The 14,877-nt window shown below is 65.2% G+C and carries 12 protein-coding genes and 2 rRNA genes (1 of these 14 only partly in view); 7 read left to right on the top strand and 7 right to left on the bottom strand.

The genetic code is table 11. The features are described from left to right. Positions 1 to 73: 73 nt before the first annotated feature. The gene (gene glyQ, locus CCR98_RS20630) at positions 74 to 985 is read right to left on the bottom strand and encodes a glycine--tRNA ligase subunit alpha (protein WP_049412007.1); all 912 of its coding nucleotides are present in this window, start codon (positions 983 to 985) and stop codon (positions 74 to 76) included. A gap of 83 nt (positions 986 to 1,068) precedes the next feature. On the opposite strand from glyQ, the gene CCR98_RS20635 reads away from it, so the two are divergent. From CCR98_RS20635 to CCR98_RS20645, 3 genes are read left to right on the top strand one after another with little or no spacing between them, the layout of a single operon-like run. Next, positions 1,069 to 2,904: a GspE/PulE family protein gene (locus CCR98_RS20635; protein ID WP_049446899.1), complete on the top strand. Its 1,836-nt coding sequence runs from the start codon at positions 1,069 to 1,071 to the stop codon at positions 2,902 to 2,904. After that, positions 2,876 to 3,622: a glutamine amidotransferase gene (locus CCR98_RS20640; RefSeq protein ID WP_087924066.1), complete on the top strand. Its 747-nt coding sequence runs from the start codon at positions 2,876 to 2,878 to the stop codon at positions 3,620 to 3,622. Before CCR98_RS20635 ends, CCR98_RS20640 begins: the two co-directional genes overlap by 29 nt. A gap of 50 nt (positions 3,623 to 3,672) precedes the next feature. Beyond that, on the top strand, positions 3,673 to 4,584 hold the full coding sequence (locus CCR98_RS20645) for a BPSS1780 family membrane protein (RefSeq protein WP_014038990.1): 912 nt from the start codon (positions 3,673 to 3,675) through the stop codon (positions 4,582 to 4,584). Between the two features lie 107 nt (positions 4,585 to 4,691). On the opposite strand, the gene tatC is transcribed toward CCR98_RS20645, so the two are convergent. From tatC to CCR98_RS20665, 4 genes are all read right to left on the bottom strand, one after another. After that, positions 4,692 to 5,441 (bottom strand): twin-arginine translocase subunit TatC, encoded by a 750-nt coding sequence (tatC, locus tag CCR98_RS20650; RefSeq protein ID WP_014038991.1) that lies wholly within the window; start codon positions 5,439 to 5,441, stop codon positions 4,692 to 4,694. Beyond that, a complete protein-coding gene (gene tatB / locus CCR98_RS20655; RefSeq protein ID WP_087924067.1) occupies positions 5,438 to 5,899 on the bottom strand; it encodes a Sec-independent protein translocase protein TatB in 462 nt (153 codons plus the stop codon). The genes tatC and tatB overlap by 4 nt, the downstream gene beginning before the upstream one ends. Before the next feature lie 15 nt (positions 5,900 to 5,914). Next, complete coding sequence (tatA, locus tag CCR98_RS20660) at positions 5,915 to 6,142, bottom strand: Sec-independent protein translocase subunit TatA (RefSeq protein ID WP_012512521.1); 228 nt, start codon at positions 6,140 to 6,142, stop codon at positions 5,915 to 5,917. Positions 6,143 to 6,217: 75 nt separating this feature from the next. Beyond that, positions 6,218 to 7,117: a YSC84-related protein gene (locus tag CCR98_RS20665; protein ID WP_046433307.1), complete on the bottom strand. Its 900-nt coding sequence runs from the start codon at positions 7,115 to 7,117 to the stop codon at positions 6,218 to 6,220. 165 nt (positions 7,118 to 7,282) lie between these two features. On the opposite strand from CCR98_RS20665, the gene hemH reads away from it, so the two are divergent. From hemH to CCR98_RS20680, 4 genes are all read left to right on the top strand, one after another. Then, positions 7,283 to 8,245: a ferrochelatase gene (gene hemH / locus CCR98_RS20670; RefSeq protein WP_087924068.1), complete on the top strand. Its 963-nt coding sequence runs from the start codon at positions 7,283 to 7,285 to the stop codon at positions 8,243 to 8,245. Beyond that, complete coding sequence (locus CCR98_RS20675) at positions 8,242 to 9,096, top strand: alpha/beta hydrolase (protein ID WP_087924069.1); 855 nt, start codon at positions 8,242 to 8,244, stop codon at positions 9,094 to 9,096. The genes hemH and CCR98_RS20675 overlap by 4 nt, the downstream gene beginning before the upstream one ends. Before the next feature lie 126 nt (positions 9,097 to 9,222). Beyond that, the gene (locus CCR98_RS21175) at positions 9,223 to 9,372 is read left to right on the top strand and encodes a hypothetical protein (RefSeq protein WP_157721560.1); all 150 of its coding nucleotides are present in this window, start codon (positions 9,223 to 9,225) and stop codon (positions 9,370 to 9,372) included. Positions 9,373 to 9,386: 14 nt separating this feature from the next. Next, positions 9,387 to 11,492, top strand: coding sequence for a methyl-accepting chemotaxis protein (locus CCR98_RS20680; protein ID WP_087924070.1), 2,106 nt, complete (start codon positions 9,387 to 9,389; stop codon positions 11,490 to 11,492). A 467-nt stretch (positions 11,493 to 11,959) separates the two neighbouring features. Here the strand turns inward: CCR98_RS20680 and rrf are convergent. Both rrf and CCR98_RS20690 read right to left on the bottom strand, forming a co-directional pair. Next, positions 11,960 to 12,074: ribosomal RNA gene (rrf, locus tag CCR98_RS20685) — 5S ribosomal RNA — on the bottom strand. A gap of 125 nt (positions 12,075 to 12,199) precedes the next feature. After that, positions 12,200 to 14,877 (bottom strand): 23S ribosomal RNA (locus CCR98_RS20690) (it continues 202 nt past the right edge of the window).

Here is a 14,877-nt window from a genome sequence, read left to right on the forward strand (position 1 = left end):
GGTGGGGGCGCAGCGCGCAACGCGTCCGGCGCCCCGGGTAGTGGGTGAAAAGCGGGTCGGTGCAGGAAGGCGGTCAGGCCTTCTTCGCACCCGGGAAGCCCAGCTTCTCGCGCTGCTCGTAGTACGCCTTGGCCACCGCCTGGGCCAGCGCGCGCACGCGCAGGATGTAGCGCTGGCGCTCAGTCACGCTGATCGCGCGGCGCGCATCGAGCAGGTTGAAGGTGTGGCTGGCCTTCATCACCTGCTCGTAGGCCGGCAGCGGCAGGCCCACCTCGACCAGCTTCTGCGCTTCACGCTCGCAGGCATCGAAGCGGTGGAACATTTCGTCCACGTCGGCGTATTCGAAGTTGTAGGTGCTCTGCTCCACCTCGTTCTGGTGGTAGACGTCGCCGTAGGTCACCGGCTGCCCGTCCGGGCCGTAGGTCCACACCAGGTCGTAGACGTTGTCGCAGTTCTGCAGGTACATGCACAGGCGTTCGAGACCATAGGTGATCTCGCCCAGCACCGGGCGGCATTCCAGGCCACCGGCCTGCTGGAAGTAGGTGAACTGAGTCACCTCCATGCCGTTGAGCCAGACTTCCCAGCCCAGGCCCCAGGCACCCAGGGTCGGCGATTCCCAGTTGTCTTCCACGAAGCGCAGGTCATGCACCAGCGGATCGATGCCCAGGGCCTTCAGCGAATCCAGGTACAGCTGCTGGATGTTGTCCGGCGCCGGCTTCATCGCCACCTGGTACTGGTAGTAGCGCTGCAGGCGGTTCGGGTTCTCGCCGTAGCGGCCATCGGTCGGGCGGCGCGACGGCTGCACGTAGGCCGCGTTCCAGCTTTCCGGGCCGATCGCACGCAGGAAGGTGGCCGGGTGGAAGGTACCGGCGCCCACCTCCAGGTCGAGCGGCTGGATGAGCACGCAGCCCTGCTGGGCCCAGAACTGGTTCAGGGTCTGGATCAGGCCCTGGAAGGTGATCGGAACGGTCGGGGTCGCGGACATGCGTACGAGTCTTGGCCGGCAAGGGGGTGCGCTAGTATAACGGCCGACCTGCGGGGCATTCCGTACCCGGGAGGAGCAGGCAGATGGAACATCGGCTGCCGGTGGGCACGCCCGGCGAGCCAGGCGGCGTCCCGCTGCCGTGGGGCCGCCTGCATTTCGAACAGGTCGGCGCGGCGCTGCTGGCCGATGGCCTGGTCGCCGAGCACGAAGGCGAGCGCATGCGGTTTTCCGCGCAGGGCGCGCGCAATGCCAGTGAAGTGCATCCGCTGGTGCTGCTGTCCAACCTCAAGCTGGCCGCCCGCGACGGTGGCGAGCTGACCCTGGAGCGCCTGACCGAATGGCTGGCCCGGCGGACCGGCAGCCGCTACCTGCGCATCGATCCGACCCGGGTCGACGTCGCGGCCGTCACCGCGCTGGTCTCCCACGCCTATGCCCGCCGCCACCGCTTCCTGCCGCTGGCAGTGGATGCCGAGCGTGTGCTGGTAGCCACCAGTGAGCCGCTGGTACAGGAATGGCGCCGCGACCTGCAGCACCTGACCCGCCGCCGCATCGAGCTGGCGGTGGTCAACCCGCTGGACCTGCACCGCTACACCATGGAGTTCTACGGGGTGACGCGCTCGGTGCGTGGCGCCCGCGGCGACGTCCGCGGCGAGGCCAACACCACCCTGCCCAGCTTCGAGCAGCTGGTCGAGCTGGGCCGCACCGGTGACGTCAACGCCGACGACCAGCACATCGTGCACATCGTCGACTGGCTGCTGCAGTACGCCTACGAACAGCGCGCCTCGGACATCCATCTGGAGCCGCGCCGCGAGATGGGGCGCATGCGCTTCCGCATCGACGGCGTGCTGCACAAGGTGTTCGAGGTGCCACCGGCAGTGATGACCGCCGTGGTCAGTCGCATCAAGGTGCTCGGCCGCATGGACCTGGCCGAACGCCGGCGCCCGCAGGACGGCCGCATCAAGACCCGCTCGCCGGGCGGCCGCGAAGTCGAGATGCGCCTGTCGACGATGCCCACCGCCTTCGGCGAGAAGTGCGTGATGCGCATCTTCGACCCCGATGCCGCCTTCAAGAGCATCGACCAGCTCGGTTTCAGCCCGCAGGAGGCCGCCGGCTGGAATGCGCTGGTCGAGCGCCCGCACGGCATCGTGCTGGTCACCGGCCCGACCGGCTCGGGCAAGACCACCACCCTGTATTCGACGCTGAAGCGGCTGGCCACGCCGGACGTGAACGTGTGCACGGTGGAGGACCCGATCGAGATGATCGCGCCCGAGTTCAACCAGATGCAGGTACAGGCCAACATCGACCTGGATTTCGCCAGCGGCGTGCGCACCCTGCTGCGGCAGGACCCGGACATCATCATGATCGGCGAGATCCGCGACCTGGAAACCGCGCAGATGGCGGTGCAGGCGTCGCTGACCGGCCACCTGGTGCTGTCCACCCTGCATACCAACGACGCGCCGTCGGCGGTCACCCGCCTGCTCGACCTGGGCGTGCCGCACTACCTGCTGGCCAGCACCCTCAACGGCATCCTCGCCCAGCGCCTGGTGCGCACGCTGTGCCCGCACTGCAAGCAGCCGCACAGCCTCGGCGCCGCCGATTGGGCCGTGCTGGCTGATAGCCAAGCCGCATATCCAGATGCCGCCACGCCCTGTCGGCCGGTCGGTTGCCTGGAGTGCCGGCGCACCGGATTCCTCGGCCGCATCGGCCTGTATGAGTTGCTGCCATTGGGCTCGCGGCTGCGCGGGCAGATCCGCGCCGACATGGATCTGGCCGGTTTCACCCGTGCCGCGCGGGCTGAAGGGCTGCGAACCCTGCGCCAGGCCGGGCTTGAAAAGGTGGCGCAGGGGCTGACTACAATCGAGGAAGTCCTGTCAGTGCTGCCGCCCCCGGATGAACCCAGCCCCGTTCCTGATCCTTGAAACCGGCCGCCCGGTACCGTCGCTGCGCCGCTATGGGCGCTTCCCGCACTGGATCCGCGTCGCCGCCGGGCTGGAAGAACACGAGACGGTGGTGGTCGATGTCGAACATGGTGGCGCCCTGCCCGACCCGCATGCCTTCGCTGGCGTGCTGGTGACCGGCTCGGCCGCCTTCGTCACCGACCACGCCGACTGGAGTGAGCGCAGCGCTGAATGGCTGCGCCAGACCGCCCACGCCGACCTGCCGGTGTTCGGCATCTGCTACGGCCACCAGCTGCTGGCGCACGCGCTGGGCGGGGAGGTGGCCTACAACCCGGCCGGGCGCGAGTCCGGCACGATCGAACTGGAACTGCAGCCGCAGGCCGCGCAGGATCCGCTGTTCCAAGGCCTGCCGCAGCACTTCGCCGCCCACGCCACCCACCTGCAGACCGTGCTGCGCGCACCAGACGGTGCCGAAGTGCTGGCACGCTCGCCGCTGGACGGCTGCCACGCCTTCCGTTGGGGGCGCCAGGCGTGGGGCGTACAGTTCCATCCCGAATTCGCCACCCACCACATGCGCGGCTACGTGCGTGCCCGCGCCGACTGCATCGGCCGCCACGGCGGCTGCGCCCGCAGCATCGAGCGCGCGGTCAGCGCCGCACCGCTGGCCCGCCAGCTGCTGCGCCGCTTCGTCCGCCAGGCGCGGCTGTCTTCAGCCCAGCCGGCGGCAAAACAGGGATAATCGGCGCCACGGGCAACCGCCCGGCCCCCTCCTGTCCTTCCCGGATGTCCATGAAAGAGATTCGCAAGCTGCCAGCCTCGGCGGGCGCCCAGTGGTTGCTGGATACGTTCTCGCTGTACCGGCGCGCGCCGCTGCAGCTGGCCCGGATCGGTCTGACCTGGCTGCTGGTGAGCTGGGTGGTCACCCTGTTGTCGACGCTGATTCCCGGCGCCGCCGGCATGGCCGTGCAGCTGATGACCCTGGCCATTTCGCCGATCATGTTCGGCGGCATGCTGTATGCCGTGGGCGAGATCGACGAAGGCCGCCCGGGCCTGGCCTCGCACCTGCTGCAGCCGATCCGCGACCATCGCGTCAGCCACCTGCTGGTGCCGCTGGCGATCCAGGTGCTGGCGGTGCTGCTGCTGGGCGCGCTGTTGTTCATGATGATCGGCCGCGAGGGCTTCACCGCCTTCAGCGAGGTCATGACCAAGATGGAAGAGATCAGCCGCAGTGGCCAGCAGATCAAGCCGGACGATGCCGCTGCGTTGGTGGCCAACCTGCCAGCCAAGCGCATTGCACTGTGGATGCTGCTGGTGTTCCTGAGCGCGGTTGCACTGTCGCTGGCGATGTTCACCCAGCCAGCGCTGGTGGTGTTCGACAAGCAGAGCGGCATGCACGCGCTGCGCCTGAGCCTGCAGGGCTGCATCGAGAACATCGGCGCGATGATCGTGTTCGCCGTGCTCGGCCTGATCGCCGCGTTCTGCATCTACATCCTGTTCGTGATCGTGATCCAGATCGCGATGCTGATCGGTGGCCCGCTGGCCGCCGCCTTCATCGCGCAGCTGGTACTGACCACGGTGCTGATGCCGCTGTACGTCGGTGCGGTCTACGCCGCGTGGAAGCAGATGTTCGTGCACCGCGGCAGCCGCGCCGCACCGCCGATCCCGACCACCCCGACCTCAAGCGACGTCTTCCACGCCTGACCAGCACATCGGTAGATCCACGCCATGCGTGGATAGAAAAGGGGACGGAGAGGATCAAGTCGTTTGTGCTTTTAACGACTTGATCCCCTCCGCCCCCTTTTTTTCTTTCAGGCAGCGGGTTTCTTCACTACCGACGACGGCACCAGCCAGCGTGCGGCGTGGATGCCCAGCTCGTAGAGCAGGCACATCGGGATCGCCAGCATCAGCTGCGAGACCACGTCCGGCGGGGTCAGCACCGCTGCCAGCACGAAGATGCCGACGATCGCGTAGCCGCGGCCTTCCTTGAACTGCTGCGGCGTTACCCAGCCCAGCAGCACCAGGATCACCATCGCCACCGGCAGTTCGAAACTGCCACCGAAGGCGAAGAAGATCGCCAGCACGAAATCCAGGTAGGCATTCGCATCCGGGGTGATCGCGATCACGTCCGGGCTGAAGGTAGTCAGGAAGTGGAACACCGCCGGCAGCACCAGGAAGTAGGCAAAGGCACAGCCGGTGTAGAACAGCAGCACCGAGGACACCAGCAGCGGCACCGCCAGGCGCTTCTCACGCGCGTACAGGCCCGGGGCAACGAACGCCCACAGCTGGTACAGCAGCCACGGCACCGCCACGAACAGGGCAACGAAGAAGGTCAGCTTCAACGGTGCGAAGAAGGCGCCGGCCGGGTTGGTGGCGATCATCGTCTGCCCGTTCGGCAGCTGCGAGACCAGCGGCTCGGCCAGCGCGTTGTACAGCTTCTGGGTGAACGGCAGCAGCGCCAGCAGCGCCACGCCCAGGCCCAGCAATGCGCGTACCAGGCGGCCGCGCAGTTCCACCAGGTGTTCGACCAGCGAGCTTTCGCCGAAATCCTGTTCACTCATGGCTGGCGCTCCGTACTCTGCGTCGGCGGCCTCGAACCGGCTTCAGGCGAAGGGGCCGCAGCCGTCTCGGAAGCAACGCCATCCTGCGCCGGCGCATCGGCATGGGGCAGGTCGCTCATATGCGGCGGCAGATCCGCAGGCGCCGGTGCGCGTACCTCCTGCGCCAGCGTATCGCCCTGCTGCTGCGCCTCCTGCGCTTCGCGACGGATCGCTTCGCCGCTGGCGCGCAGCTGGTTCTCGGTATCCTGCATGCCCTGGCGCACGTCCTGCATCTGCCGCTTGATCTCCTCGGCCTGCAGTTCGCGCTCCAGTTCCTGTTTCACCGAATCCCATTGATTGCGGGCACGACGCACCCACAGGCCGGCGAAGCGGGCCGCCTTGGGCAGGCGCTCGGGACCGAGCACCACCAAGGCAACCACGGCGATCACCAGCAGTTCGCTGAAGCCGATATCAAACACCGCAACCGCTCCGGATCAGCGAGGGGTGCGGTCGTGCTCGTCCTGCGCGGTGCGCGAGGCGTCCTGGCTGCGCGACTCGTCGCCCAGCTGCGCGTTCGGCTTGTCCTCGTCGCGCATGCCCTTCTTGAATTCCTTGACCGCCGAACCGAGGTCCTTGGCGCCACTGGTCAGGCGCTTGGTGCCGAACACCAGCAGGACGATGGCCAGCACGACCAACCAATGCCAGATGCTGAAACTGCCCATAAAGACGCTCGTTACGTTAGTGATCAGGTTGTCGAGCATAGCGCACCGGCTGTTAGCCGGCGCGCGTGACGAAAGTCAGTTTCCGCCCAGCGTTTCCGTGCGGATTTCGCCGTCGTTGACTGGCTGGAAGCCCTGCTGCTGCGGCGGCGGGTTCTGCGGGACGTTCTGCAGCGGCGCGGTGGTGGCTTCGGCCGGGGCCGCCGGTGCTGCCTGAACAGGCGCAGGCACAGGAGCGGCAGCCGGAGCCGGTGCCGGGCGCGGCGCGTTGCCACCGTTGCCGTTGCGGTTGTTGCGGGCGGCGTAGGTGGCCTCTTCCAGGCGATCACGGAAGGCAACCACGTCCATCGACGGCGACCCGACGGCGCGACCTTCGAAGATCATGCGCGGCGTGGTGTTGCTGCCGTAAGCGTCAAGGTTGGCGGCATCGTCGATCTGCAGCACCGCACCATCCAGCGCGACGCCGGCAAACAGGCCACGGGCGCGCGACCAGGACCAGATCTCGGCCTTCAGCTGGCCGTCGGTGGCGGCGGCGGCATTGCGGCCGACCGGACCGGCGGCAACGCCAGCATCGGCGCCAAGCGTGAACTTGCCGTTGACCAGGTTGTCCAGGCTGCGGTCGTTGCGGAACACCAGCACCACGTCCGAAGACTGGACGCCGGCCTGGAAGCCGATGCTGCCACCGGTCAGCTTGACGAATACCGGGCTGGACCACGCGCCATTGGGCATGCGCACCGACATCAGGCCGTGACCGCGACGACCACCAATGACCAGACCGGCCTTGATCGTGTCGGGAATGACGATGACCGCGCGGCCTTCGTCGAGCAATTTGTCCGGAATGCCCTGTTCAGGGATTTCCTGGATTTCAGCCAGCACGCGCACGGCATTGCGGGCACGCTGGTCTTCCTGCGGTCCGGCCATGGCCTGGCTGGACAGCAGGCTGGCGGCGATCAGCAGGGCTTGGATCGGGCGACGCATGGCAGGCTCCAGAAGTCAGTCCATAGGAAGATATAGCAAGTGACTGAAATTAGTAGTGTTGTCATGAATCGCCAATGAGCGTTGCCTGCTCACATTGATGCGCGCTATGCCCGCAATCCAAACCCTGCATCCCGGCGCGGCACCGGATCGGCGACAATACGCACCATGCTCGACGCACCCGATACCGCCGTGCTGGCGGTCAACCTAGGCACGCCCGAGACGCCGACGGCCCCCGCCGTACGCCGTTACCTGGCCGAATTCCTGTCCGACCCCCGCGTGGTCTCGATTCCGGCGCTGCTGTGGCAGCCGCTGCTGCGCGGGCTGATCCTGCCGCTGCGCAGCAGTCGTTCGGCAGCCAAGTACGCCCAGGTCTGGCTGCCGGACGGCTCACCGCTGATGGTCCATACCCGGCAGCTGGCGCAGGCGATGCAGGCCCTGCTGCCAACCCTGAAGGTTCGCCACGCGATGCGCTACGGCGAACCCGCGCTGACCCGCGAGCTCGACCGCCTCGCCGCCGAAGGTGCACGTCGCATCGTCGTGCTGCCGCTGTACCCGCAGTACTCGACCACCACCACCGCCTCGGTCGAAGACCGCGTCGACGCCTGGCAGCGCCGCAACCCGGGCGTGACCGTCAGCCTGGTGCGCGACTACTCGATCGACCCGGGCTGGGTCGAAGCGGTTGCCGGCTCGATCCGGCGCTACTGGGAGCAGCACGGTCGCGGCCAGACCCTGATGTTCTCCTTCCACGGCATCCCACAGCGCCTGGCCGACGCGGGTGATCCATACCCGCAGCGCTGCGAAGCCAGCGCGCAGGCCATCGCCAACGCGCTGGGCCTGGGCAAGGACGACTGGCAGATGGGTTACCAGTCGCGCTTCGGCCGCGAGCGCTGGCTGCAGCCGTACGCTGAGCCGAGCCTGTGGGCCCTGGCCGAATCCGGCGTGAAGCAGATCGACGTGGTCTGCCCCGGCTTCGCCACCGATTGCCTGGAAACGCTGGAAGAAGTCGCGATGGGCTTCACCGAAACGCTGGCCGAACGCGGCGCGACGATGCGCTACATCCCCTGCCTCAATGCCGAACCGGAACACGCGCGCACCCTGGCGCGACTGGCCGTGGCCTCGCTGGCATGAATCTGCAGCCCTTTGAACTCGAGGTCGGCGGCACCCGCGTCGCCGGCCTGCGCAACAGCAGCGAAGGCCCGCGCGTGCTGGCCCTGCATGGCTGGCTCGACAATGCCGCCAGCTTCGTGCCGCTGGCCCCGCACCTGTCGTCGCTGCAGCTGGTGGCGATCGACCTGCCAGGCCATGGCCACAGCGCGCATCTGCCGACCGGTGCCAGCTATACCACGGCGGCCGCGATCTGCCACGTGCTCGATGTGGCCGACGCGCTGGGCTGGGACCGCTTCAGCCTGCTCGGCCATTCGATGGGCGCCGGCATCGCCAGCCTCACCGCTTCGGTCAGCGATCGCATCGAGCGCCTGGTGGCGATCGAAGCCCTCGGCGGCCTGCGCGGCCCCGAGGAAGAAACCGCCCATCGCCTGCGCGAGCATGTGAACGCCACCCGTGCGTTGGCGCGCAAGCAGCTGCGCGTGTTCCCCGACCTGGCCGCGCCGATCCGCGCACGGATGATGACCAACCAGCTCAGCGAACCGTGCGCACGGCTGCTGGTCGAGCGCGGCGTGGAGCCGGTCGAAGGCGGCTATCGCTGGTGCAGTGATCCGCGCCTGATGCTGCCCACCGCGATCCGCCTCAGTGAAGGCCAGATCGACAACCTGCTGCAGGCCATCGCCTGCCCGACACAGGTGATCTATGCCACGCCGGCGCAGTCCTACTATCCCGAGCCGATGCGCAGTGATCGCCTGCGGCACCTGCGTGATGGGCGGCTGGCAATGTTTCCCGGCAACCACCACCTGCATATGGAAGACCCGAAACAGATCGCAGGCGTGATCCTGCACTTCTTCAGCAACGACAACGCCGGCTGAGCGCAGGCGTCCGCGCGCTTCACTCCGCGCGTTTGCGGCCGATACATCAGTTGCGGGCCCCTGCGCCCGCTGCACGCGGGCCCGGTCGGTCCTGCGGCATGTGTCTGGTTCTGCAAGGAAGTCCGCATGCCCGCTCTGCTGCACCGTCACCCACAGGATGTGGCCACGGTGTCCCGTCTCCGCGTCGCTGATCGCGCCGCATCCCTCGAATTCCCGGCACCCGCCCTGGTCACGCCCCGCTGCGTGCGCTGCGGCGTGCTCGTTGTCGTCTGCTGATCCAGGAGTCTCCGATGTCCATTGCATCCGCCCGTCCCCCCGATACCGCCCGCCTGCCGCACCTGCAGCAGCTCGCCCGCGGCGCCGACCGGCGCCTGCTGATCGCCAGCGCGGTGCTGGCCGTGACGGGCCTGGTGCTGGCCCTGCGCGGTCCGCACGCTGTGGCCGGCGCGTTGGCCGCGGGCGCGGTGCTACCCGCCTTGTGGCTGGCCGGTCCGCTGGCAGGCCGCGGCATCGCGCGCAACGGCCTGGCGATCCTGATGTCGCTTCAGCTGGCCCTGTTGTGCGCGATCGCCGGCCTGTCGCCGGCATTGCCGATCGCCCTGCTGCTGGGCGTGCTGCTGGGCCATCGCGATCGTCTGCCGGTGTGGCTGGCCGGCAGCATCGGCACGCTCGCACTGCTGGCACCGCTGCAGGCGGGTGCCGCGGTGGGGCCGACACTGTTGCAGGCCGCGATGCTCGCCGGCCTGACCCTGTTCCTTGGCCAGGTCGCACTGCGGCTCCGCCAGCAGACCGAAGCACTCGGCCACGGCCCCCGCCGGCTGGCCGCACTGGCGCGCGATATCGCCACCGGTGCCGATCTGGGTACACATGCCGACACCACCGCCTACGCACCGGGTTCGCTGGCCCATGCGCTGGCCGACACCGCACGCCATGTACAGGCCCAGCGTGGGCGCGAGGGAGAGGCGCATGCCGAGAACGCGCAGATCCGCCAGGCCCTCGATGCCTCGCGCACGGCGATGATGATCGCCGACAACGACCACGTGATCCGCTACGTGAACCGCTCGGTGGTGGCCCTGCTGCGCAACCAGCAGGCGACGCTGCGCCAGGCCTTCCCCGATTTCGATGCCGAGCGCCTGGTGGGCAGCAGCATCCATCGCTTCCACGCCAACCCGGACCGCATCCGCGCCATCCTCAATGGCCTGCAGGTCACCCACAACGGCAAGGTCCAGATCGGCCCGGTGCACTTCGCCCAGGTGGTTACTCCGGTCTTCGACGCGCAGGGCCTGCGCCTGGGCTTCGCCGTGGAGTGGCATGACCGAACCCATGAGCTCGCGCTGGAGAACGCCGTCGCCGGCATCGTCGCGGCCGCCGCCGCCGGCGATCTCGACCAGCGCCTGCAGGCAACCGAAGGCGCCAGCTTCCTCGATGGGCTGACCGGTGGCATCAACCAGCTGCTGGATACGTTGGGCAGTACCGTCGACGAAGTGCGGGAGATGCTCTCGGCGCTGGCCAGCGGCGATCTCGATCGACGCATGCACGGCGAGTATCACGGCGCCTTCGCCGCGATCCAGCGCGATGCCAACGCCACCGCCGGCCAGCTGGCGCGCATGGTCGGCCGCATCCAGCAGTGCGCATCCTCGATCAGCACCGCTGCGAGCGAGATCGCTGCGGAAAATGGCGCGCTGTCCGAGCGCAGCGAGCGCCAGGCGGCGCACCTGCAGGAAACCGCCGCCTCGATGGAAGAACTGACCGCCACCGTGCGCCAGAACGCTGCCCATGCACGCGAGGCAAGCCAGCTGGCGGTCACCACGCAGGCCGCCGCCAGTGACGGCAACATCGCCATGCAGCGCGTGGTCGATACCATGCAGGCGATTGAAGGTGCATCGAAGCGCATCGGCGATATCACCGGCGTGATCGATGGCATCGCCTTCCAGACCAATATCCTGGCATTGAACGCGGCAGTGGAAGCCGCGCGTGCCGGCGAGCAGGGCCGTGGCTTCGCCGTGGTGGCCAGCGAGGTGCGCGTGCTGGCGCAGCGTTCGGCCGCCGCCGCACAGGAAATCAAGAAGCTGATCGATGAGGCCGGTCGCCAGGTGGGCGAAGGCGCCCAGCTGGTGGCCGACGCGGGCCAGCGGATGCAGGGAATTGTCGGGGGCGTGGAGAATGTCAGCCACCTGATGCACGAGATCTCGGCGGCCTCGCAGGAGCAGTCGGTCGGCATCGAGCAGATCAACCAGACCGTGGTGCAGATGGACCAGGCCACGCAGCAGAATGCCGCGCTGGTGGAGGAAGCGACTGCTGCCGCACGCGAATTGCAGTCGCAGGCGGGTACGCTTACTGAGGCGGTATCGGTGTTCCGACAGCAGGAATTGCACGAGGTCTCGCAGGCCGCCTGATCCGGGCCTGCAATTCGATCCTGACCATGACGGCGCCCGCAGGGCGCCGTTTTTTTGCCTTCTTTTGTGTGATGGGTCAGGAAAAGACCACTTCCGCGTCTGCCGTGGGTAGCGGCCAACCCTGGTTGGCGCCGCATCCATGCACGGCGTGGATCTACCGGCAGTGCCGGTCGCTGGCCGGCAACCACAGCGGCGTGCACTGTCTGGGCCCGCTGCCGGGGTTGGCACCGCTCTTCGCAGGGACAGCCCATCCACGCATGGCGTGGATCTACTGTGGGTCCGCATGCCCTCGGTAGACGCCAACCTTAGGTTGGCGCTGTGGCTGCCCGCGGAGAATATCCACGCATGGCGTGGATCTACCGGCTGGTGTGCAGCCACGGGGGTGCCGGCCAGCGGCCGGCATCACCCGCATTTTCTGCGTACAAAGAAAAACCCCGCTGCGTGAGCAGCGGGGTTTTGGGTGTAAACCCTGGCGATGACCTACTCTCGCATGGCTTGAGCCACACTACCATCGGCGCAGCTGCGTTTCACTTCCGAGTTCGGGATGGGATCGGGTGGTTCCACAGCGCTAATTTCACCAGGGAGGCTTTTGGAGAGTCGCACTCGTCCCGGGGGACAAGGCGCCAGCCTCGCATAGTTCTTGTGACGTAGCGTGCACTTGGATGCTCTTACGACGCTGTCGTAAAGCCAAGGCAACTTGAGGTTATATGGTCAAGCCGCACGGATCATTAGTATCAGTTAGCTCAATACATTGCTGTACTTACACACCTGACCTATCAACCACGTAGTCTACATGGTTCCTTCAGGGGGCTTGTGCCCCGGGAGATCTCATCTTGAGGCGCGCTTCCCGCTTAGATGCTTTCAGCGGTTATCGCTTCCGAACATAGCTACCCGGCAATGCCACTGGCGTGACAACCGGAACACCAGAGGTTCGTCCACTCCGGTCCTCTCGTACTAGGAGCAGCCCCTCTCAAATCTCCAACGCCCATGGCAGATAGGGACCGAACTGTCTCACGACGTTCTGAACCCAGCTCGCGTACCACTTTAAATGGCGAACAGCCATACCCTTGGGACCGACTACAGCCCCAGGATGTGATGAGCCGACATCGAGGTGCCAAACACCGCCGTCGATATGAACTCTTGGGCGGTATCAGCCTGTTATCCCCGGAGTACCTTTTATCCGTTGAGCGATGGCCCTTCCATACAGAACCACCGGATCACTAAGTCCTAGTTTCCTACCTGCTTGATCCGTCGATCTTGCAGTCAAGCACGCTTATGCCTTTGCACACAGTGCGCGATGTCCGACCGCGCTGAGCGTACCTTCGAGCTCCTCCGTTACTCTTTAGGAGGAGACCGCCCCAGTCAAACTACCCACCATACACGGTCCCCGACCCAGATAATGGGCCCAGGTTAGAACGTCAAGCACGACAGGGTGGTATTTCAAGGATGGCTCCGCTGCAGCTAGCGCCACAGTTTCATAGCCTCCCACCTATCCTACACAGACGAACTCAACGTTCAGTGTAAAGCTATAGTAAAGGTTCACGGGGTCTTTCCGTCTTGCCACGGGAACGCTGCATCTTCACAGCGATTTCAATTTCACTGAGTCTCGGGTGGAGACAGCGCCGCTGTCGTTACGCCATTCGTGCAGGTCGGAACTTACCCGACAAGGAATTTCGCTACCTTAGGACCGTTATAGTTACGGCCGCCGTTTACTGGGGCTTCGATCAAGAGCTTCGCCTTGCGGCTGACCCCATCAATTAACCTTCCAGCACCGGGCAGGCGTCACACCCTATACGTCCACTTTCGTGTTTGCAGAGTGCTGTGTTTTTGATAAACAGTCGCAGCGGCCTGGTTACTGCGACCCTCTTCAGCTATAGCTCGCACGAGCCACCAAAAAGGGTGCACCTTCTCCCGAAGTTACGGTGCCATGTTGCCTAGTTCCTTCACCCGAGTTCTCTCAAGCGCCTGAGAATTCTCATCCTACCCACCTGTGTCGGTTTACGGTACGGTCTGCGTAAGCTGAAGCTTAGGAGCTTTTCCTGGAAGCGTGGTATCAGTGACTTCGCCATAAAGGCTCGTCTCGGTGCTCGGTCTTAAAGGATCCCGGATTTGCCAAAGATCCAAACCTACCGCCTTTCCCCAGGACAACCAACGCCTGGTACACCTAACCTTCTCCGTCCCTCCATCGCACTTACGCGAGGTGCAGGAATATTAACCTGCTTCCCATCGACTACGACTTTCGTCCTCGCCTTAGGGGCCGACTCACCCTGCGCCGATTAACGTTGCGCAAGGAAACCTTGGGCTTTCGGCGTGCGGGTTTTTCACCCGCATTATCGTTACTCATGTCAGCATTCGCACTTCCGATACCTCCAGCAGACTTCTCAATCCACCTTCAACGGCTTACGGAACGCTCCTCTACCGCGCATAACAAAGTTATGCACCCCAAGCTTCGGTTCACTGCTTAGCCCCGTTAAATCTTCCCCGCAGACCGACTCGACCAGTGAGCTATTACGCTTTCTTTAAAGGGTGGCTGCTTCTAAGCCAACCTCCTGGCTGTCTGTGCCTTTCCACATGGTTTTCCACTTAGCAGTGAATTTGGGACCTTAGCTGTGGGTCTGGGTTGTTTCCCTTTTCACGACGGACGTTAGCACCCGCCGTGTGTCTCCCATACAGTCCGTCTCGGTATTCGGAGTTTGCAATGGTTTGGTAAGTCGCGATGACCCCCTAGCCATAACAGTGCTCTACCCCCGAGAGGATACATATGAGGCGCTACCTAAATAGCTTTCGAGGAGAACCAGCTATCTCCGGGTTCGATTAGCTTTTCACTCCTAATCACACCTCATCCCCTACCTTTGCAACGGGAGTGGGTTCGGGCCTCCAGTGCGTGTTACCGCACCTTCACCCTGGGCATGACTAGATCACCCGGTTTCGGGTCTACTGCCCGCGACTATGCGCCCTTATCAGACTCGGTTTCCCTTCGCCTCCCCTATACGGTTAAGCTTGCCACGAACAGTAAGTCGCTGACCCATTATACAAAAGGTACGCAGTCACTCCTTGCGGAGCTCCTACTGCTTGTACGCACACGGTTTCAGGTTCTATTTCACTCCCCTCTCCGGGGTTCTTTTCGCCTTTCCCTCACGGTACTGGTTCACTATCGGTCGGTCAGTAGTATTTAGCCTTGGAGGATGGTCCCCCCATGTTCAGACAGGGTTTCACGTGCCCCGCCCTACTCGTCTTCACTGAAATGGCCCTTTCAGATACAGGGCTATCACCTTCTATGGCTGCTCTTTCCAGAGCATTTTCCTAGAACCAAATCAGCTTAAGGGCTAGTCCGCGTTCGCTCGTCGCTACTTACGGAATCTCGGTTGATTTCTTTTCCTCTGGT

Origin of the sequence: Stenotrophomonas sp. WZN-1, assembly GCF_002192255.1 — a bacterium.
Classification (GTDB): Bacteria; Pseudomonadota; Gammaproteobacteria; order Xanthomonadales; family Xanthomonadaceae; genus Stenotrophomonas.